Source organism: Arcobacter siniprincipis (SeqCode) (assembly GCF_048571125.1).
GTDB classification, from domain to species: Bacteria; Campylobacterota; Campylobacteria; order Campylobacterales; family Arcobacteraceae; genus Arcobacter; species Arcobacter siniprincipis.
Window position 1 is genome coordinate 719201 of the sequence record NZ_CP182343.1, and the last position, 20863, is coordinate 740063.

17 protein-coding genes are annotated in these 20863 nt (G+C 28.6%); 8 read left to right on the top strand and 9 right to left on the bottom strand.

The features are described 5' to 3' along the window. Positions 1 to 68 precede the first annotated feature (68 nt). From ACNI3D_RS03680 to ACNI3D_RS03695, 4 genes are read left to right on the top strand one after another with little or no spacing between them, the layout of a single operon-like run. Positions 69 to 2078: a DUF1538 family protein gene (locus tag ACNI3D_RS03680; protein WP_419768288.1), complete on the top strand. Its 2010-nt coding sequence runs from the start codon at positions 69 to 71 to the stop codon at positions 2076 to 2078. Beyond that, entirely contained in the window at positions 2062 to 2394 is a 333-nt protein-coding gene (locus ACNI3D_RS03685; protein ID WP_129100031.1) for a thioredoxin family protein, read from the top strand. The genes ACNI3D_RS03680 and ACNI3D_RS03685 overlap by 17 nt, the downstream gene beginning before the upstream one ends. Continuing rightward, positions 2395 to 2814 (top strand): heme-binding domain-containing protein, encoded by a 420-nt coding sequence (locus tag ACNI3D_RS03690; RefSeq protein WP_129100032.1) that lies wholly within the window; start codon positions 2395 to 2397, stop codon positions 2812 to 2814. Beyond that, complete coding sequence (locus ACNI3D_RS03695; RefSeq protein WP_419768289.1) at positions 2814 to 5777, top strand: MutS-related protein; 2964 nt, start codon at positions 2814 to 2816, stop codon at positions 5775 to 5777. Before ACNI3D_RS03690 ends, ACNI3D_RS03695 begins: the two co-directional genes overlap by 1 nt. A 35-nt stretch (positions 5778 to 5812) precedes the next feature. Here the strand turns inward: ACNI3D_RS03695 and eat are convergent, their stop codons facing one another. The 4 genes from eat to ACNI3D_RS03715 all read right to left on the bottom strand — a co-directional run bounded on the left by eat (position 5813) and on the right by ACNI3D_RS03715 (position 11607). Beyond that, positions 5813 to 7234, bottom strand: a complete 1422-nt coding sequence (eat, locus tag ACNI3D_RS03700) for an ethanolamine permease (protein WP_419768290.1) — start codon at positions 7232 to 7234, stop codon at positions 5813 to 5815. Positions 7235 to 7246: 12 nt separating this feature from the next. Beyond that, a complete protein-coding gene (gene eutC, locus ACNI3D_RS03705; RefSeq protein WP_419768291.1) occupies positions 7247 to 8137 on the bottom strand; it encodes an ethanolamine ammonia-lyase subunit EutC in 891 nt (296 codons plus the stop codon). A gap of 1 nt (position 8138) precedes the next feature. Then, the gene (locus ACNI3D_RS03710; RefSeq protein ID WP_419768292.1) at positions 8139 to 9539 is read right to left on the bottom strand and encodes an ethanolamine ammonia-lyase subunit EutB; all 1401 of its coding nucleotides are present in this window, start codon (positions 9537 to 9539) and stop codon (positions 8139 to 8141) included. A gap of 211 nt (positions 9540 to 9750) precedes the next feature. Continuing rightward, positions 9751 to 11607, bottom strand: coding sequence for a GGDEF domain-containing protein (locus tag ACNI3D_RS03715; RefSeq protein WP_419768293.1), 1857 nt, complete (start codon positions 11605 to 11607; stop codon positions 9751 to 9753). A gap of 191 nt (positions 11608 to 11798) precedes the next feature. Here ACNI3D_RS03715 and ACNI3D_RS03720 point away from each other — a divergent pair, with 191 nt between their 5' ends. Further along, positions 11799 to 12185: a response regulator gene (locus tag ACNI3D_RS03720; protein ID WP_129100038.1), complete on the top strand. Its 387-nt coding sequence runs from the start codon at positions 11799 to 11801 to the stop codon at positions 12183 to 12185. A gap of 23 nt (positions 12186 to 12208) precedes the next feature. Here the strand turns inward: ACNI3D_RS03720 and ACNI3D_RS03725 are convergent, their stop codons facing one another. The 4 genes from ACNI3D_RS03725 to hisH are packed head-to-tail and all read right to left on the bottom strand — an operon-like array spanning position 12209 to position 15722. Then, positions 12209 to 13528, bottom strand: a complete 1320-nt coding sequence (locus tag ACNI3D_RS03725) for an MFS transporter (RefSeq protein WP_419768294.1) — start codon at positions 13526 to 13528, stop codon at positions 12209 to 12211. A 1-nt stretch (position 13529) separates the two neighbouring features. Further along, complete coding sequence (gene hisA, locus ACNI3D_RS03730) at positions 13530 to 14237, bottom strand: 1-(5-phosphoribosyl)-5-[(5-phosphoribosylamino)methylideneamino]imidazole-4-carboxamide isomerase (RefSeq protein WP_419768295.1); 708 nt, start codon at positions 14235 to 14237, stop codon at positions 13530 to 13532. 15 nt (positions 14238 to 14252) lie between these two features. Next, the gene (locus tag ACNI3D_RS03735; RefSeq protein WP_419768296.1) at positions 14253 to 15104 is read right to left on the bottom strand and encodes a TIGR01777 family oxidoreductase; all 852 of its coding nucleotides are present in this window, start codon (positions 15102 to 15104) and stop codon (positions 14253 to 14255) included. 12 nt (positions 15105 to 15116) lie between these two features. Next, entirely contained in the window at positions 15117 to 15722 is a 606-nt protein-coding gene (hisH, locus tag ACNI3D_RS03740) for an imidazole glycerol phosphate synthase subunit HisH (protein ID WP_419768297.1), read from the bottom strand. A 153-nt stretch (positions 15723 to 15875) separates the two neighbouring features. Between hisH and ACNI3D_RS03745 the strand changes: the two genes are divergently transcribed. Beyond that, positions 15876 to 17630 (top strand): Na/Pi cotransporter family protein, encoded by a 1755-nt coding sequence (locus ACNI3D_RS03745; RefSeq protein ID WP_419768298.1) that lies wholly within the window; start codon positions 15876 to 15878, stop codon positions 17628 to 17630. Continuing rightward, complete coding sequence (locus ACNI3D_RS03750) at positions 17620 to 17844, top strand: hypothetical protein (RefSeq protein ID WP_419768299.1); 225 nt, start codon at positions 17620 to 17622, stop codon at positions 17842 to 17844. The genes ACNI3D_RS03745 and ACNI3D_RS03750 overlap by 11 nt, the downstream gene beginning before the upstream one ends. An 18-nt stretch (positions 17845 to 17862) precedes the next feature. Here ACNI3D_RS03750 and ACNI3D_RS03755 read toward each other — a convergent pair whose 3' ends face one another. Continuing rightward, positions 17863 to 18411: a ComF family protein gene (locus tag ACNI3D_RS03755; RefSeq protein ID WP_419768300.1), complete on the bottom strand. Its 549-nt coding sequence runs from the start codon at positions 18409 to 18411 to the stop codon at positions 17863 to 17865. Between the two features lie 149 nt (positions 18412 to 18560). Between ACNI3D_RS03755 and ACNI3D_RS03760 the strand changes: the two genes are divergently transcribed. Next, a complete protein-coding gene (locus tag ACNI3D_RS03760; protein ID WP_419768301.1) occupies positions 18561 to 20822 on the top strand; it encodes a methyl-accepting chemotaxis protein in 2262 nt (753 codons plus the stop codon). The last annotated feature ends 41 nt before the right edge of the window (positions 20823 to 20863 follow it).

Below are 20863 nucleotides of genomic sequence, written 5' to 3' on the forward strand. Positions count from 1 at the left end.
TAAAACTTTTATTTTATTTTATTTCGCTAATATATTATAAATTTAACAAAAAAGGTGCGCTTTAAAATATGATGCAGTTTAACTTTTTCTTAAAATTATTAAAAGATTCATTTAGAGATCTTCTTCCAATAATTTTAGTAATCTTATTCTTTCAATTAGCAATTTTACAAACAGTACCACCTGGGTGGATATCTACAACTATTGGTTTAATTATTGTAGCTGTTGGGCTTGCAATTTTTTTACAAGGTTTGGAAATAGGTATATTTCCAGTTGGGGAAAGCCTTGCTCGTGATTTTGCAAAATCTGGATGGACAATTTGGATTTTAATATTTGGTTTTATGATAGGTTTTGGTACAACTATTGCAGAACCAGCTCTTGCTGTAATTGCAGACAAGGCAGCTTCAATTTCTAGTGGTAGAATTGATGCTTCGGTTCTACGATTTGTTGTTGCAGGTTCTGTTGGTTTTGCAATTTTACTTGGTGTTTACAGAATAATAAAAGGTCATCCAATTCACTATTATATAATAGTAGGATATCTTTTTGTTGTAAGTATTACCTTTTTTGCTCCAAAAGAGATTATTGGACTTGCGTATGACTTAGGAGGAGTTACAACCTCTACTGTAACCGTTCCTTTAGTTGCAGCCCTTGGTATTGGATTAGCTTCAAATATAAAAGGACGAAATCCTGTAATTGATGGATTTGGACTTATTGCTTTTGCTTCACTTACTCCTATGATTTTTGTACAAATTTATGGAATAGCTGTTTATTCTTTGGTTGATGCAAAAGATGTTGCAGAAATCGCAATTAATCCAATTATCTCTTCACCAAAAGACATAACAATAAGTTCTGTGATAATGGGGATAATTGCAGTTATAAAAGATGTAACACCAATATTACTTATTATATTGTTTTTCCAATATGGTGTATTGAAAAAAAGCATTCAAAATATAAAAACTGTATTTTTAGGATTTGTTCTTGTTATTATTGGTTTATATGCATTTATATTAGGCTTAGAACTAGGGCTATTTACCCTTGGTGAAACAATGGCTTATGAATTAACAAAAAGTAAGTCAGTATTAGTAATCTATGCCTTTGCCTTTGCCATTGGATTTTCTACAACTATGGCAGAACCTGCACTTATGGCCATTGCAAAAAAAGCAAAAGAGATTAGTGATGGTAGAATAAATGACTTTGCACTAAGACTGTTTGTTGCACTTGGCGTTGCCATTGGTATTGCCCTTGGTGCCTTTAGAATAGTTGATGGTGGACATATCCATTATTATATTATTGTAGGATATATTGTTGTTATAATCTTAACTTTTATAGCACCAAAGTATATTATTCCAATAGCTTATGATAGTGGAGGAGTTACAACTTCAACAGTAACTGTTCCACTAGTTGCAGCACTTGGAATTGGTCTTGCTACAAATATTCCAGGAAGAAGCCCACTTATTGATGGTTTTGGACTTATTGCCTTTGCTTCACTATTTCCTATGATTACAGTTATGTTGTATGGGATACTAACTGAAAAACTTGGAGTTAAGTCAGATACACAAATTGAAGCTGAAAATATCTTACGAGATAATTTAGTCGATGCAGAAAATATGGATTTAGCAACTGTAAATATTGATGGAAGTAATAGAAGACACTCTTTGCCTATGGATTTTTATGCTGTTGCAATAATAGTACCAAAAGATAAAAAAATAGATGCAATACAAGCAGCTAGTAAAGCTGGCGCAAATGGAGTTACAGTTTTAAGAGCAGATGGTATGGGCCTTGGGAAAATGCACAATTTCTATCGAACATCTTTTGAAGCAAATGATTCTTTACTTCTATTTTTATTACCAAAAGCTAGGGTAAATCCTGTGATAAAATCAATTATTCACTCACTTCATATTACAACAGAAGGAAAAGGTATCGCTTTTGCTTTTCCTTTAACTCACATGAAAGGGATTAGTTTAAGTAGACATGATATTTTTCAAAATAGAAAAGATAGAAAAGATGGAAATGAAGAAAATGAAGAAAATGAAGAAAGTAATGAAAAAGAATTAACAAAAGAAGATGGAAGTAATAAATAATTTAGAACAGATAAAAGAGAAGATAGCCTCGAAAGAGGCTTTGATTATATACTTTTCTTCTAAAAATTGTTCAGTATGCAAAGTATTAAAACCAAAGATAGAAAAAGAAATTTCAACTTATTTCGATAAAATTAGTTTTTTCGAAATAAGAATTGATGAGAGCTTAGAAATAAGTTCTTATTTTTCAGTATTTCAAGCTCCTACAATTTTATTTTACCTTGATGGGAAAGAGTTTTTAAGAGAAGGAAAAAATATAAGCATAAGTGTTTTTATTGATGCAATAAAAAGGCCTTATGAGATGTTTTATGGAGAATAAATGAAAATTACTATTTTAATATTTTTTATAGTGTTGCTTTTAATGCAAGCAATACAAATAGACAAAACAAACCCCGTTACTGACAAGTCTTTAGAGATACAAGCACCAAAAGAGGTTAAAGTTTTATTAAAAAATGCTTGTTATGATTGCCACTCAAGTGAAACTATTTGGCCATGGTATAGTTCAATTGCACCTGGATCTTGGATAATAGAAGGGCATGTGGTTGATGGAAGAAAAGCATTAGATTTTAGTACTTGGGCAAATTATACTAAAGAAGAAAAAGAAAAAAAACTTAAAAAAATACATAGAACAGTTTATGCTGCTATGCCTTTGGCTAGTTATATTTGGATACATAAAGAAGCCAATTTAACAAAAGAACAAAGAGCCTTGATAAGAGAATGGACAGGAGTTAGAAAATAGTGGTAAATGCTGAGCTTAATGACCTTTTACAAAATAAAAAAGAACTTCTAACAATAACTTATTTTAAACTTCAAAAAAAGTTTGAAGAAAAATATGGATCAAATACTGTAGTTCTTATGGAAATAGGAACCTTTTTTGAAGTTTATGAAGTAAATAATGAAGAAGAACAAATAGGTAAAGCTAAAGAGATTGCTGAGCTTTTAAATATACAATTGACAAGAAAAAACAAGGCAATTTTAGAAAACTCTAAAGAGAATCCAATTATGGCAGGAGTTCCTGCAATTTCATTAGAAAAACATCTTGCTAGAATAATTGGTGAACAAAAGTACACAGTTGTATTAATAAGACAAAAAGGTCTTCCTCCTAAAGTTAGCAGATATATTGATACAGTTGTAAGTCCTGGGACAAACTTTGATTTTGTAATTGACCAAGACGAAAATAATATTACTTCACTTACAATAGATTGTAATAAAGGAATCTTTTCTGTTGGTTATAGTGCCATTGATGTTACAACTGGAAAGTGTTATTACAATGAAGTTCATGGAACAAGCGAAGATAAAAATTTTGCCCTTGATGAGTGCTTCAATTATATGAATATGCACAAAACAAATGAGGTAGTTATCTCCTTTTGTGATAAAGCAATAAATCAAAAAGAGATAATAGAATATCTTGAATTATCTCATAAAACTTTTCATATAAGTTCATTTAGACCAAAAATTGTTTATCAAAATGAGTTATTTAAAAATGTATTCAATATAGAATCACTTCTAACCTCAATAGAACATCTTGATATGGAAAGAGTTCCTTTAGCTACTGAATCATTAGCAGTATTAATTGATTTTGTAATTGGGCATGATGCTAAAATTATTCAAAAATTATCTTTCCCTCAAAAGCTAGATATTAGCAGATATATTTATCTTGGAAATAATGCCTTAGAACAATTAAATATAATAGAAACTTCTCATAATCCATCTTTAATAAAAATCATAAATAATACTTCAACTGCTATGGGGAAAAGACTTTTAAAAGAGAGACTCACTCATCCAGTAAAAGATGAAAAAGAGTTACTTAGACGATATGCTTTATCAAAAGAGTTATATGATTATCATACTCCAATTGAAAGTGAATTAGCAAATATTTATGATATAGAAAGATTAACTAGAAGAATTAAACTCTCAAGACTTCATCCCTTTGAATTAAATTATTTATATGATTCACTTATTAGTATCAAAGAAGTAGTGGCTTTTATGGAAAACTATAAGTTTTTTACAGCACCTTGTACATCTGCTGAGTTACAGATGTTTATTGACTCTATTGATTCTACTTTTGATTTATCTATTAGTGGCAAGTATATGCTAAAAGATGTGGAAGCAAATATGATTTGTGAAGGAATCAATACAAAAATTGATGAGCTTACAAATGAAAATAAAAAACTAGTAGAAAAATTAGAGATATTGAGAGTTCATATTTTGGGATTTTTAAAATCAAATGACCAAAACTTTGTTAGTATTCAAAGACTTGACAAAGAGGGATTTTATTTAGGACTTACAAAAAGTAGATTTAATCTTATGAGAGAAGAGCTTTTAAATTCACATTTGATTATTGATGATGAATTACTTTTATTTAAAGATTTTAAAATAAAAGTTCAAACAAATTCTGTAAAAATAACTTGTAAACTAACAGAAGATATCTCAGATAAATATGTTCATAATTTAAGAAAAATTATTGAGTTAAATAAACTTGTTTTTAAAGAAAAACTTCTGGAATTTGAGAAAAAGTTTGCAGTATTATTGGAAGAGTTAGTTCAATTTATTGCTGAAATCGATTTAACAGTTTCAAATATAAAAACAGCAAAAAAACATAACTACTCACCTCCAAAAATAGTAAAAACAAAAGATGATGAGAGTTTTATTGAACTTATAGATTTAAGACATCCTATAATTGAACATGGAGAAGAGCAGGGTATTTATGTGCCTAATGATATTATTTTAGGAGAACTTAGTCTTGCAAGTGATGAATATAAAAATAATGTTATCATTAAAAACTCAAATCCAATAAATATGTTTAATAACAAAATGCATGGTGTTTTACTTTATGGAATAAATTCAAGTGGAAAATCTTCTCTTATGAAATCAATAGGAATAGCAGTAATTTTAGCTCAAGCTGGATTTTATGTACCGTGTAAATCAATGAGATTCTCTATTTTTGATGCAGTATTTACAAGAATTTCAGGAGCTGATAATATTGCAAAAGGATTATCTTCTTTTGCAGTTGAGATGTTAGAACTTAAAAATATATTTAATAGAGCTACTAAGAATTCACTTGTACTTGGTGATGAGATAAGTCATAGTACTGAAACTATGAGTGGAGTTAGTATTGTGGCAAGTGCTATATTAAAACTAGCAAAATTAGAATCAATTTTTATGTTTGCTACACACTTACATCAACTACCTGAACTTCCAGAAATAGAAAAACTAAAAAATATAATATGTCTACACTTATCTGTTATGTATGAAGATAGTGAAGATAAACTTATATTTAATAGAAAACTTCAATATGGAAGTGGAAGTAGTATGTATGGTTTAGAGTATGCTAAATCACTTCATATGGATAAAGAGTTCCTTAAAATGGCAAATGATATAAGAAAAAAACTAACAGATGATTATGAACCAATTGAGAGAATTTCACAAAGAAAAACTTCAAAATACAATAAAGACCTTATTGTTTCTACTTGTGTAATATGTGGAAAAAATGTTGATGATGTACATCACATAAAAGAGCAAGCTAAGGCAAATAAAGATGGCTTCATAGGTCATGTAAATGCAAATCACAAATATAATCTAATACCACTATGTAAAGAACATCATAAAATGGTTCATGAAGGCAAAATAAATGTAAATGGATTTATTGCTACTTCAAAAGGTTTGGAATTACATTATACGATGCTGGATGAAGAAAAATAACATAGACATTATATTCTATGTTATTTAATTATATTTTAATTTTCACTTAACTCATGAATTAAGTCAGCTTCCGCAGCTTCAAGCATAGCAAACTCTTCTTCAGCCGTTTTTGCAACTAAATGATTTTTACTATAGAAGAAGTAATATAAAGCACCAATTGCATATAAAACAAGAGTATAATTAAATGCTCTTGGGTCAAAAGCATAAACACCTGTTAGGGCAATGATAGATAATACAAAAGCAATACCAGAAGTTAGAACTCCACCAGGAGTTTTATAAGGTCTTGGCATATCTGGATTTTTAACTCTTAATAAGATATGACTAAATGCCATTAGTGCATATGAAATCGTAGCCCCTACAACTGCCATAGCTAACATTAAATCACCTTCACCAGTTAGTGAAGCTAAGAATCCTAAAACACCTGGAACAATTAAAGCCCAAGTAGGAGTTTTCTTTTTGCTTGTTAAAGATAAAAATTGTGGTAGGTAACCAGCTCTTGATAAGGCAAATACTAATCTACTATATCCGTAAATGATAGAGAAAAATGATGCAATTAAACCAGCTAATCCTAATACATTAACAATAGTTGCTAAAGTAGTATTCCCATTTACATTTAAAGCATCTACTAAAGGAACAGCACTTTTACCCATTGCATCAGCACCTGCAACACCTGCAAGTAAAAATACAACTAAAACAGCAGAGATAAGTAAGAAAATCATTGCTGCAATAATACCTTTTGGTACATCTTTTTCAGGATTTTTTGCTTCTTCGGCAGCTAATGGTACACCTTCAACTGCTAGGAATAACCACATACCAAATGGCAATGCAGCCCAAACACCATGCCAACCAAATGGTAAAAAACTAGTAGCTCCAGCAACATCAGCAGAAGCTTTAATATCAAATAGATTTGACACATCAAAATTACCAATTAAAGCAAGAGCAGTAGCAATAATAGCAAATACAGCTAAAGCACTAATTACCATCATAGTTTTTAAAGCTTCCTCTGCACCAAATAAGTGAATAGCAATAAATACTGCATAAAATAGTGCATAAACTAATGGTCCATTAATACCAAGTAAAGCCTCAACAGCAGAACCAATAAAAATAACAATAGCAGCAGGTGCAATAGCATACTCTATTAAAATAGCAAGTCCAGTTAAATATCCACCAGCTGGTCCCATAACCTGTCTTGCAAAGCTATATCCACCACCAGCAGCTGGTATTGCAGCTGACATTTCAGCTAATGCTAAAACTAAACAAAAATACATTACAGCCATTAAAGCAGCAGCAATGGCAAATCCACCCCAACCAGCTTCTGCAATACCAAAGTTCCATCCAGCAAAATCACCTGAAATAACATATGAAATACCAAGTCCAGCAAGTAACATCCAACCAGCTGTTCCCCTTTTTAACTGTCTTTTTGCAAGATAGTCTTGATCAATTTTAGTTTTTCCCATTTCTCTTATCCTTTAGTTTAGAAGAAAGTTTTCTTCACTGTTAGTTAGTTCGATTTCATCATTTGTCGTTCTATCTTTTAAATTTACTCCTGATAATTCCAATCTTCGAGATTCTTTTAATAGATAAATTGTTTTTTTTACAGCCTCGGCATAAGATAATCCATCTAATCGAACATTTGAAATACAATTTCTATTTGCATCTGTAAGGCCAACCTGTGCGTCCCAGGTAAGATATAAACCAAGACTATCAGGGGAGCTTAACCCTGGTCTTTCTCCAATTAATACTAAAGTTGCTTTTGCATTTAATAACATGCCAACTTCATCGCCAATAGCTACTCTTCCTTGTTGAACAACTGTAAAAGGGGCTATGCTCCATTCTTGTTTATCTTGTGATAGTGCTTGGCATAATTTATCTATAAAATTAATGGCATTTTCTTTTATTGCCAAAGATGAAAGCCCATCTACAATTACAATTGCTAAATCATAAGGTCTAGTTTCAACTGAAACTGTATCTTTTAATATGTTGTGTGATTTTTGATTTAGTTTTCTTCCTAAATCAGGTCTTTGCAGATATTCAATTCTATCTTTTGCTTCAGAGTGTAGAAGAATAGCTTTATGTCCTTTTTGTAAGAGCTCCTTATTAGTTCTATTTGAAGTTACAATATTTACATTAAATGAGGTATTATTTATTTGTTCAAAAATGTAATCTACATCTAGGGGTAAATGAACAGCATCTTGTGCTTGAGCATGGGCTAGTTGAAACTCTAGTAAGTGAGAAGTTGGAAGGCTAACTCCACTTCTTCCTAATCCAATTCTTGCATCTGTATAGTCTCTTAGGACTGACCATGGATTTTTTATAACATTTGATTTATTTGATGTTTCATTTATGATTTTATTTTCCATATTAGGCTCCAATTACTTTTTTAAGTGATTTTGAAAAGCCAGAAGGGATATCATTATTTAAAGAGAATGTATCTGTATTTGTAAATATTTCCATCTTTTTTAACCAAGTTTCAAATTCAGGAGCAGGGTGTAAGTCTAAAACTCTTCTTGCATAAAGAGCATCATGGAAAGAGGTGGTTTGATAATTAAGCATGATATCATCAGAACCTGGAATTCCCATAATAAAATTACATCCAGCAACTCCAAGTAGAGTTAATAAGTTATCCATATCATTTTGATCTGCATCTGCATGGTTTGTATAACAAATATCACAACCCATTGGTAGTCCTAATAGTTTTCCACAAAAGTGATCTTCTAATCCTGCCCTTGTAATCTCTTTCCCATCAAATAAATATTCAGGTCCAATAAAACCAACAACAGTATTTACTAATAGTGGATCAAATTTTTTAGCAACAGCATAAGCTCTTGCTTCACAAGTTTGTTGGTCAACTCCAAAGTTTGCATTTGCTGATAGGGAACTTCCTTGTCCTGTCTCAAAATACATAACATTATTTCCAACGGTTCCTCTATTTAAAGAGAGTGCTGCTTCCCTTGCTTCTTTTAAAATAGATAAATTTACCCCAAAGCTTGTATTTGTAGCTTCCGTTCCTCCAATAGATTGGAAAACCAAATCAACGGGTGCTTTTTTTTCAATAGCTTCAATAGTATTTGTAACATGGGTTAAAACGCATGATTGTGTGGGGATTTCATATTTTGTAATTATTTCATCCATTATTTTTAGAAGTTTTATAGTCTGTTCAACATTATCAGTAGCTGGATTGATACCAATTACTGCATCTCCATTTCCATATAATAATCCATCTAAAATACTTGCTGTTATTCCTCTAACATCATCTGTTGGATGATTTGGTTGTAATCTTGTTGAAAGATGGTTTTTTAATCCTATTGTATCTCTAAAAGCGGTACGTATTGGGCATTTTTTTGCTACTAATATTAAGTCTTGGTTTCTCATGATTTTACTAACAGCTGCTACCATTTCAGGTGTCATACCAGCTCTTGCTTGTTTTATTAATTCAGGTGTTGTAGTATCGCTTAAGAGCCAATCTCTAAAATCCCCAACCGTAAGATGAGAAATGATTTTAAAAGCTTCACTATCATGATCATCTATAATAAGTCTGGTGATTTCATCTTTTTCATATGAGATAAGATGTTCTTCTAAAAAAGTTTTTAGTGGGACTTCTGCTAAGCGCATTTGAGCTATAACTCTTTCTTGGGATGAACTTGCAGCAACTCCTGCTAAAACATCTCCAGATCTTTTTGGGGTGGATTTTGCCATTAAATCAACTAAGTTTTTAAACGTATAAGTCTTTTGTCCAAGTGTATATTTATAAGTGTTCTTCATATTTAATCCTAATGTAAAAGATCAAAGAATTTTGATTATTAATTTCTTTAGAATAATTTTACAGTAGAATTGTAGCTTGAATGTAGGTGTAAAGATATCTATAAATGTATAAAAAATATACAGATTTTATATAATTAAAATAATTAATAAAGTTGATTGTTTTTGGAAGATTATTTAATAATATTAAAATAAAAGGATGATAAAGACAATTTTAATAATTGTCTTTATCTTTATTTATGAGAAGATCTTTAGTAAATCTTATAACTCTATTTCTACCTGTCTCTTTTGCTTTATATAAACATAAATCAGCAAATTTGATACATTTCCACATCTGATCAGTATCACTAGGTAAGAAAGAATAACCAATACTTACAGTTTTACTAAATGATTCATTATTAAAAGTATATACTAATTTTGAAAATTCACTATTTATTCTTGTAGCTAGATCTTTTGCACTCTCTTCAGTTGGGTTTTCCATAATTATTAGGAATTCTTCCCCTCCAAATCTAATAATGAAATCATTATCAGAAATTTCTGCTTTCATTGTTTTTGAAAGTTTTTGTAAAATGGTATCACCTGCATCATGTCCATAAGTATCATTAACCATTTTAAAATAATCAATATCTAAGAACATAACAGCATAAGTTGAACCAAGAGTTAATTCTTGAGGCATTTTTTTCTCTATAAACTCATCTAAATATTTTCTATTATAAAGTCCTGTCAATCCATCAACAAGATTTCGCTCTCTTAAAACATCCATTAGAATTTTACTTTCTAAAATAGGTTTTGTCTCTTCTAAATATTTTTTAATAATTCCTATTTTGTATTTAGTCTCTTCTAAATGGTTTTTACTATCACACAGAACATGAACAGTTATACTTTTGTGTTTATTTATTGTAAATGGAATACAAATATAATCTGAACAATCATCACAAGTAGCAATTCTACAAATTTCTGGGAAGTTTTCTGATAAAACTACTGTATCTGTTCGCTCCGCTCTACATTGCTCTTTTATATTTTTAAGTAGACTACAACATGGTCTTGTATTTTCTGTAGAGAATATTACTTTTCTGTTATCTCTTTTTAAATCATTTTCATAAATACAAAAGCTTTCTATTTTTAACTTATCTTTAAAAACTTGTACTAATCTATAATAAATATCATCTTTAGTTAAATCAGTTTCTATAGTTTTTTTATAGTTATATATTTCTGTAATATCTTCTATTATCTTTTGTGCAGTTAAAAGTTTGTCACTACTTGTACTACTAGCTCTATTATGCACAAATGATGTTAAGTTTTTCTCAATACCCGTTAGTACGGTTTCAAGTTTTTCAATGATTTCATTTAGCCATTGAAAGGCTTCTTTATCTTCTTTTAGAACACCTTCTTTTGCTCTAACTGAATAGTCACCTTCATGTACTTTTTTTAACACTTCTGTAATTGAATCAAATGATGAAGTATAAGGTTTGATTTTTCTACTTATATAAATAAGTATAAGTATTAAAAATACTGTAATAATTGCAATTATATTTAACAATACAGTAATACTTGAAATTCTATCATCTTGAATATCAAATTCTAAAGATATAGCACCTAAAACCTCTCCTTCTTTTGCATTATGACAGCTTAAGCAATTTGGTTTATCAACTGATGAAGCAGTATAAGGAATAGTGATTCTTAAAGTAGCACTTTTTAAAGACTCACTAGGAAGAGTAATTACTTTTCCTGTTCTTAAAACTTTTTCATCAATCGCATCTTTTGGTTTTTCATTTCTATTTGCAGATTTACCAAATTGTTTTGAAACATTATCTCCTCTTATTATCCATAAATCTTTTATCTCTTTTATTTGACTAATGCTAGTTAAAAAAGTTTCTCTCTTATCCATTGTTCCATTAATCATATGGGAAGTTAATGTCTCTTTTACAATGTCTGCAGCTAAATAAGCTCTTTTTATAGCTCCGTTATATCCACTTTCTCTTGAACCAATTGCAACTAATGCTACGATTACTATAGTTAATAAAGTAACCATTGAAAAGATTATTATCGTAATTTTTTTATTTGAATCCATCTTTTAACCTAAATTAGAGTTTAAATAATTTTATCATAATTAGAATTTAATTTTAATATAACTATTTGTAATTTTAGAAAAAAATTGTTATTTTATGTTGATTTAATATAAATTATTTATAATTAAAGCAAAAGTAAGAAGTAGTTTTAAGTATATTCTTAATATAATTTATTTTTAGTTAAAGGAAAATAATGAATTTAAGAGTTTTGGTTGTAGATGATAGCTCAACTATGAGAAGAATCATTGTTAATGTTTTAACACAACTAGGCATCTCTACTGATTATATTCATGAAGCAGAAGATGGATTAGTTGCCTTAGGAAAAGTAAAAACAAATAGCTATGATGTGATTTTAACAGATTGGAATATGCCAAGGATGAATGGATTACAGTTTGTTCAAAATGTTAGAAAATTACCTAAATACGCACATACACCAATTTTAATGATAACAACTGAAGGTGGGAAAACAGAAGTTATAGAAGCTTTAAAAAGTGGAGTTAATAATTATATAGTAAAACCATTTAACGCAGATACACTAAAATCAAAATTAGAACCTATATTAAATAAAAGTAAGAAATAAAACTTATTAAATTTTAATTGTAATTAATCTTCTTGAACCTCAGGAAGTTTTTTTGCTAAAAATATTGCGACTACACCTACTAAAGATAAAAATAAAATAATCCCACCAACTCCAATTAGGGAACTAAGAGTTCCAATTGAACCACTTAAAAGTAATATTATTCCAATTAAGGTATTACTAACAGCTACATAATCTGTCCTTTTATTTCCCTCTGCTAAATCAACTATATATGTTTTTCTTCCAATTCTTATACCTTGATACCCAATACTTAAAACAAAATAGATAATAGGCATAATCCATATATATGAAAAAAGCTGAGAATAAAAATAATAAATTAAAGATACAATAAAACCTACAGTTGTAGCAATTGTTGCTCCCCAAAGCATGACTCTTTTACTAGATACATCTGAAAACTTACCCCAAAAGTTAGCAGACAATAAATCTGCTAATCCACTTGAAAGAATAAAAAGACCTAATAAATAAGTATCATCATTTGAGTGTTCTTTAGCTATGATTACAAAAAAGGGTGCGCTTAAAACTGAACATAAAAATAGTGCTCTTGTTATCACAAAAAGTCTAAATGGTTTATCAGTTTTTAAAATAGATAGTTTTTTAATAGCTACAGTAAAGGCATTTCCTCCACCGTGTGTTTCCCCTGCGAACTCGTTTATTTGTGAATATATAATTGCTGCTAAAATCCAAAAAACTCCAGCGATAAAAAGTAGTACTCCAAAGTTTTGGGAAGAAAAAGGTTTTTCTCCATTTAATAAAAAATAGACTCCAAGGACAACAACAAGCAGACCTGAAAGCATTGCAGAAAGTCCATTTAAGGCACCTCTTCTGGTCTTAGGAATTGTTTTACCTATTACATCTTTTGCTGCAACTGAACACAATCCTCTTGCTAAACTCATAAGTACAAGTAATGCAATAATTGCTAAACCAGCATTTATTCCTTTTAAATTCCAAGCTATAAGACCAATTCCAAAGATACATAAGGCTTGTAAGATTGAGCCAATTACCCAAGTCCATTTTCTAAGAGGAAGTTTCCTAATATAAGCTGCTATAAAAAGTTGAGGAAGAAGTGAGCCTGATTCTCTAATTGGAACTAAAAAACTGATCAAAAATACAGGAACATTTAAGCTATGCATTATCCAAGGTAAAATTATTTTTGTATTAGAAATTGCATCTGCAAGTTTAGTAAAGAAGTAACTAATAAGAGTTAGAAAAAAATTACCAGGTACCACTTTACAAGCTTTTTCATCTATAGCTTTGCAAACTCTTGCATCTTCTTCATTTACAAGTTTATTGTAAATACTATCTGTATTGAATTTTTTTAAAGGCATATTATAAAGCTTTGAATCCTTCTTCTAAGTCAAGTGACCCTTCGTAAAAAGCTTTTCCAACTATAACACCAGCAATATTTCCATTTGCTTTACAGTTTGTTATATCATTTATATCTTTTACTCCACCACTAGCAATTGTATCTATTCCACTAGCAAGGGCAATTGATTCTGTGAATTCTACATTTACACCACAAAGCATCCCATCTTTACTTATATCTGTACAAATAATAGCTTGAACACCTGCATTTGCAAACTCTTTAGCCAAAGTTGTAGCTTCCATAGTAGATACTTCTGCCCAACCTTCAACTGCTACCATTCCATTCATCGCATCAATTCCAACAGCAATTGGATAACGAGAAGCCATATCTTTTACAAATTGTGGATTTTTTACTGCAATTGAACCTAAAATTAATCTATCAACTCCTAGTTCAAGATACATTTTGATAGTCTCTTCATCACGAATACCTCCACCAAGTTCAATTTTAAGATTACAGTTTTCTCTTATTTTTCTGATTTGTTCTAAGTTTGCTGGTTTTCCTTCAAATGCTCCATTTAAATCAACTATATGAACCCATTTACTTCCAAGTTCTTCAAATCTTTTTGCGACCATCCAAGGTTCATCTGAATAGATTTTTGCACTATCCATTAAACCTTTGCTTAGTCTTACTGCTTTTCCATCTTTTAAATCAATCGCTGGTAATATATCCATAATAAATGCTATCCTTTATTTACATAAGTTTTCTATAGTCTCTTGTATTGTTTTATACTTAAATTCAAAACCTAAATCCAATAATTTTTTAGGAAAGGCACTTTGTCCATCTGTTAAGACTTTTGCACCTTCACTAAAAATTATATTTAAAACAAATTCTGGTACTGGAAGTATAGTAGGTCTTTTTAGTGTTTTTCCTAAAGCCTGAGTTAGCCCTTTATTTGTAGTTGGTGTTGGTGCACTTAAATTAAATGTATCTTCATAAGAGTTCTCAATTACAAATTTATAAGCTTCAAGTAAATCTTCTATGTGGATATATGAAAATGCTTGTTCTCCACTTCCTATTACTCCACCTAGTCCTAATTTAAAGGGAAGTATCATTTTTTGTAAAGCTCCACCATCTTTTCCTAAAATTATTCCAAATCTAAAAATAGAGACTTTTGTCTTTTCACTTTTTGCCTTTAAAGCCTCTTTTTCCCACTCTTGACAAATTGATGATAGAAAATCATTTGAATAAGTTCCATTTTCATCATAAGTTGCTTTATTGTCATATATACCAACGGCAGAAGTTGAAATCAATAATTTTGGTGGATTATCTATGTTTTTTATTGCAGATACTAATTTTTGTGTAGTATTTATTCTACTTGAGTAAAGAAGTTTTTTATAACTCTCACTCCATCTATTTATTATATTTGCACCAGCAAGGTTTATTAATATATCACTTTTATTAAGTAACTCTTCCAATTTAGTTTTATCATTTAAAATTTCTCTTTTTATAGGAAGAATTTTATAGTCTAAATTACTAAAGAATTTAGTTAAACTACTACCTACAAATCCACTAGCTCCAGATATTGCTATTGTTCTCATGATATATCCTTTTTATAGTTTTGTAAAGTTCCTTAAAATCTGAATTCCATTATCATGTGATTTTTCTGGATGAGGTTGAAAACCATAAATATTATCTTTTTTTACAGCACTTACAAACTCATATCCATAAACTGTTTTTCCAATAATATTTTCTTCACTAGTAACTGCATGGAAAGAGTGAACAAAATATAAATATGGATTTTTCAGTCCATCAAATAAAGGGTCATTATTATTTATAATTGTATTCCAACCCATATGTGGTACTTTAAAATCTTCATGCATCTTAGTTTTATCAAATTTTACAACTTCACCATTTATAAGACCCAATCCATCACTATGACCAAACTCTTGTGAACTTTCAAAAAGAAGTTGCATACCTAAGCAAATCCCAATCATAGGTTTACCAGTTTTTGAATACTCTAATATTGCTTCTTTCATACCTGTAGTATTTAAGTTACTCATTGCATCTGCAAAAGCACCAACACCTGGTAAAATTATTCTATCAAAGTTTTTTAGTTCACTTGGGTCTTTTACAATTGATGCTTTTGCATCTAACAAATGACAAGCATTGTAAACGCTTGCTAAATTTCCCATATTATAATCAATTATTCCAATCACGTATTATCCTACATTTGTAATATAAATATTATATCTAATTAAAATTATTAAGTAGTTAATAGCTTTAATTTTAAAAAATATATAAAGACTATATAATATATATAAGTTATATATTATGTGATATAATTTAAAATATGAAGAGAGGAGGAGGAAATGGTAAAAAAAATATCTTTTCCAATACTTTTTTTAGTGTTAGCTTATTTCATACTTACTTATGAAAGTGCAAAAATAATTGTTGCAGGAGTAGCAGTATTTTTAGTAGGTGTATTTTTTATGGAGGAGGGCTTTAAACTCTTTTCTGGTAGTTTTTTTGAAAGGATTTTAGAAAAATTTACAAATACCTTACCTAAATCATTAGGAAGTGGTTTTCTTATAACTTCTATAATACAAAGTTCTTCATTGACAAGTGTGATATTGATATCATTCCTAGGAACAGGCTTGATAGGTTTAGGTGAAGCAATAGGAGTGGTTTTAGGTTCTAGTTTAGGATCTACAACAACTGCATGGCTTATATCTGTGCTTGGACTTAAAATAAAAATTTCTCATTATGCTATGCCAATACTTATTTTTGGTATTTTTTTTAGATTTTCAAAAAATGAGAAATATAAGGGATTTGGAAATATATTACTTGGTTTAGGTTTTATATTTCTTGGAATATCTTATTTGATTAATGGATTTTCTTCTTTAAAAAACTTTATAGACTTATCTACTTTCGTTACTGATGGATATTTGGGGATTGGAATTTATTTTTTAATTGGTGCAGTTATGACATTTATTATTCAATCTAGTTCTGCAAGTATGGCTATTATTTTAACTGCTTTAGCAAGTACTCAAATTACTTATATGACTGCTTTAGCAATAATGATTGGTGGAAAAGTTGGGAGTACTACTACAACGATACTTGGTTCTTTAAGTTCTAATGAAAATGGTAAACGCTTGGCAATTGCTCAACTTATATTTAATCTGGTTTCTGCTAGTTTTGCCATAATTTTTATTTATCAAATTATTTATTTAATAGATTTTGTTGCTCATTATTTTGGATTAAATTTTGATAATTATGTAATAAAACTTACCATGTTTCATACAATTTTTAATGTAGCAGCAATAATTATTGTAGCACCTTTTATACCTAAATTAGTTGTTTATTTACAAAAATTATTTGTGCCAAAAACTAAATCTTGGGCAAGTCCAAAATATTTGAATAAAGAAGTTATTAAGATTCCCAAAACGGCATTAATAAGTCTTAGAAAAGAGAGTCAAAATCTTTATTTTAATTTTTTAAAAGCAATTATGCATTTGATGAATATCAAACATGAGGATGTTTTTTTAAATAGATATAAAGAAAAATCAAAAATAAATAATAATGTTAAAATAGATAAAGTCTATAAAGAAAATTTAAAATCATTATATGTTGAAATACTCAAATATGGAATAGAATCACAAAAAAATATGAAAAATGAAGATATCAAAATTGTGAATATGTTTAAGTTAATAGCTGGACAGATGATTAAGTTATTGAATAATATAAAAACATTGCAAAAAAATATTGATATTCACAAAAACTGCATTAACAAGTATATAAAAAAAGAGTATGATTTTTTAGAAGATATGATTATAATGGTTCTTATAGAACTAAAAGATATCAGGCAAAATCATAATTTAGATGATATTGATAAAATGTTTAAATCTAAATCATTAAAACAAAAGTTAAATTCTTTGGATTTAATGTCTAGTAAGAGAATTGATAATATTATAAAAGCAAAAACAACAAGTAGTGAAATGATAACAAACCTTATAAATGATTTATCTTTTACTCTTAATATATGTAAAAAACTTATAGATATTACCACTATACTTTGGGTTGAAGATAAAATTTTGTTAGAATTAGGAGAAGAACATGAAAGTTAAAAAACTAATTGCTGAAATAAACAGTTTTTTTGAATCAAAAAAGGATAAGAAGTTTGAAAAGGCTTTAATTAAACTCGAAAATAAAAAAGAGAAGATTGAAAAAAAGATTGAAAAAAAAGAGTTTGAAAATAATTCAAAAGAGCTTTTTGAAAATGAAATATTAATGATAGAAGATATGATAAAAAAAGTAAAAAGAAAAATAAAAGATAAATAAATCTTTTATTTTATGGTATTAAAGTTTTGCATCAGCTAGGGTTAAAGAAAATAATACTTTATTGTTTTTTTTCTCTAAAGCTTTTTTGGCTTCTCTAATTGTAGCACCAGTTGTAATTATATCATCACACAAAATTGTTGTTTTATCATAAATATTTGTTAATTTAAAACGCCTTGGATTTTTTTCTCTATATTCTTTATCTTTTCCTGCATATTTGACAATATTTGTTGCCCTTAAGGCATTGTATTGGGGTTTGATATTTTTCGAATTTAATGCACGAGCTAAAATTGCTGTATGGGAAAACTCATGTCTTGAATGATCATCAATAGGTATAGCTATTATTTTTCCATTATTATTAAAAGTAGAAGCAAATTTTTTAAAAGAGAGTTCTGCAAGTATATTAAAAATCTTATCTCCAAAAAAATAATATTTTGAAGAGAGTAAGTCTTCAAGTTCACTAAGAGAGTAAAAAGAGTAATTATAAAATCCTTCTTCAACTTCTCTTTTATAAAAAGAAGGAGTAAGTAATGTTGTCTCACAGGACTTGCATATTATTTTAAAAGACAAATTTTCACATAGTAAACATTTCATGATCAATTTTAACTAAAAATTTATTAATTAATTTAATTTAAGTTTTTTTAAGAAAAATAAAAATGGTAAATTTTCTTTTACTAAAATTATGATATTATTTCAAAAAATAATAATAAGGAATTACAGTGATTAAATTTAAATCTCTAAAATCAAAATTTTTAGCTTATATAATATCTACTCTTTTTGTAGTATTTGTTATTGTTACAATCATATTATCAAATATTATTGCAAATAAATCTATACAAGAATCAGAAAATCAATTTCAAGGTAGTGCAGAGCATATTGCAATTGCATTTAATACATTAGATAATAACTTACATGAAGTTATGAAAGGGTATTTAAATGTTATAAAAACATATTTACCTGATTCTTACAATATAGATAAAGAAAAAATAGTAAAAGTAGGAAAAATAGATGCTCCAGCTTTTTATAATGGCAATACATTATTAAATAATAATTTTGAGCCTTTAGAAAAATATACTCAGACAACAAGTGTAATTGCTACAGTTTTTGCAAGAATGGGTGATGATTTTGTAAGAGTAACAACTACATTAAAAAAAGAGAATGGAACTCGAGCTTTTGGAACAATGTTAGGACAAAAGTCACCTGCAATGAAATCTATGCTAGAAGGTAAAACTTTTTATGGGAAAGTAAAGCTTTTTGGGAAAGATTATTATGTGGTATATGAACCAATTTTAAGGGATAATAAAGTTATTGGAATCCTTTTCATTGGATATGATTTTACATCTGCTTTAAGTTCTCTAAAAAAAGATATTAGAGATATAAAAATCAATAATGATGGATATGCTTTTATGATGGATAAAAAAGGTAATTTAATTATTCATCCAAAAAATGAAGGTAAAAATCTTTTAGATGTAAAAGATAACAAAGGAAATTTCACTTTTAAAGATATGATAAAAGGTGAAGATAGACTTATAAAATATACAAATACTGATAATATTGAAAAAATTGCATATGTAAAGCATCTAAAAGGATTTAATGCGGTTTTAATAGTAAGTGATACAATTGATGATGTTTATTCTTTCAGTAAAAAAGCAACTACTTATATTTCAATTGCCTTTATTATTACTTTAATTATTATTTCAATTTTATTACTTATTGTTACTTCAAAAGTTGTGGGAAGTCCTCTTGAGAAACTAAATACTGGTCTTTTAGACTTTTTTAAATATATAAATAAAGAAAGTACAAATGTAAAACTTTTAGAGGTAAAAGGCGAAGATGAATTTGCTCAAATGTCTGAAGTAATTAATAAAAACATAAAAAGAACAGAAATTTTAATAAAAGAAGATTTAAGACTTATTGAAGAAGTTAAAGCTGTAGTTAATAGTGCAAAAAATGGTGATTTGAATAAACGAGTGAAAGTAAGTACAAATAATGGTAGTCTTGAAGAATTAAAAGAGATTTTCAATGAGATGCTTAATGTAACAAGTACAAATGTATGCCAAAATGTAAATCAATTAAAAGATGTACTTTTACAATTTAAAAATCTTAATTTTACTCAAAGAATAAAAAATGACTCTGGATTGGTTGCAGTTGGATTAAATGAATTAGCAGAGATAATAAATAAAATGCTTATTGAAAATAAATCAATAGGGCTTAAATTAGATGATAGCTCAAGACAATTACTTGATAATATGAGCAAGCTAAATAATTCTACAAACGAAGCAGCGGCAAGTTTAGAAGAGACTTCTGCTGCATTAGAAGAGATAACTGGAAATATAAGAAATAATTCTGAAAATATATCAAAAATGTCATCATTAACTCAAAATGTATTAAACTCTGCAAGTGATGGAGAAAAACTTGCAAATGAGACAACTGTATCTATGGATGAAATTAATGAGCAAGTAAAAGCAATCAGTGAAGCAATAGTTTCTATTGATAATATTGCTTTTCAGACAAATATTCTTTCACTAAATGCAGCAGTAGAAGCAGCAACGGCAGGTGAAGCTGGAAAAGGTTTTGCTGTAGTTGCACAAGAAGTAAGAAACTTAGCAAATAGAAGTAGTGAAGTTGCAAAAGAGATTAAAGATATAGTTGAAAATGCAAGTCATAAAGCTGATAATGGAAAAGAAATAGCTGGAAAAATGATAGAAGGGTATATTCAGCTAAATGAAAATATTTCTCAAACTATTCATCTTATTTCTGATATTGAGATGGCATCAAAAGAGCAGTTACAAGGAATAGAACAAATTAATGATGCAGTTAATAGTTTAGATAAACAAACACAACAAAATGCATCTATTGCAACTCAAACAAATACTATAGCAGTAGAAACTGACCATATTTCAAAAGCTGTATTGAAAAGTGCAGATGATAAAGAGTTTGTAGGGAAAAAAGAAGTGACTTCTAGTACTTATGAGATGTAATTTTTACATCTCATATTAAAGCTTACTTCTAAAATATTAGA

Coding starts and splice junctions, on each gene's coding strand:
- ACNI3D_RS03680 (WP_419768288.1), top strand. CDS start 69: ATGATGCAGTTTAACTTTTTCTTAAAATTATTAAAAGATTCATTTAGA.
- ACNI3D_RS03685 (WP_129100031.1), top strand. CDS start 2,062: ATGGAAGTAATAAATAATTTAGAACAGATAAAAGAGAAGATAGCCTCG.
- ACNI3D_RS03690 (WP_129100032.1), top strand. CDS start 2,395: ATGAAAATTACTATTTTAATATTTTTTATAGTGTTGCTTTTAATGCAA.
- eat (WP_419768290.1), bottom strand. CDS start 7,234: ATGGGAAAAACTAAAATTGATCAAGACTATCTTGCAAAAAGACAGTTA.
- eutC (WP_419768291.1), bottom strand. CDS start 8,137: ATGGAAAATAAAATCATAAATGAAACATCAAATAAATCAAATGTTATA.
- ACNI3D_RS03710 (WP_419768292.1), bottom strand. CDS start 9,539: ATGAAGAACACTTATAAATATACACTTGGACAAAAGACTTATACGTTT.
- ACNI3D_RS03715 (WP_419768293.1), bottom strand. CDS start 11,607: ATGGATTCAAATAAAAAAATTACGATAATAATCTTTTCAATGGTTACT.
- ACNI3D_RS03720 (WP_129100038.1), top strand. CDS start 11,799: ATGAATTTAAGAGTTTTGGTTGTAGATGATAGCTCAACTATGAGAAGA.
- ACNI3D_RS03725 (WP_419768294.1), bottom strand. CDS start 13,528: ATGCCTTTAAAAAAATTCAATACAGATAGTATTTACAATAAACTTGTA.
- hisA (WP_419768295.1), bottom strand. CDS start 14,237: ATGGATATATTACCAGCGATTGATTTAAAAGATGGAAAAGCAGTAAGA.
- ACNI3D_RS03735 (WP_419768296.1), bottom strand. CDS start 15,104: ATGAGAACAATAGCAATATCTGGAGCTAGTGGATTTGTAGGTAGTAGT.
- ACNI3D_RS03745 (WP_419768298.1), top strand. CDS start 15,876: ATGGTAAAAAAAATATCTTTTCCAATACTTTTTTTAGTGTTAGCTTAT.
- ACNI3D_RS03750 (WP_419768299.1), top strand. CDS start 17,620: ATGAAAGTTAAAAAACTAATTGCTGAAATAAACAGTTTTTTTGAATCA.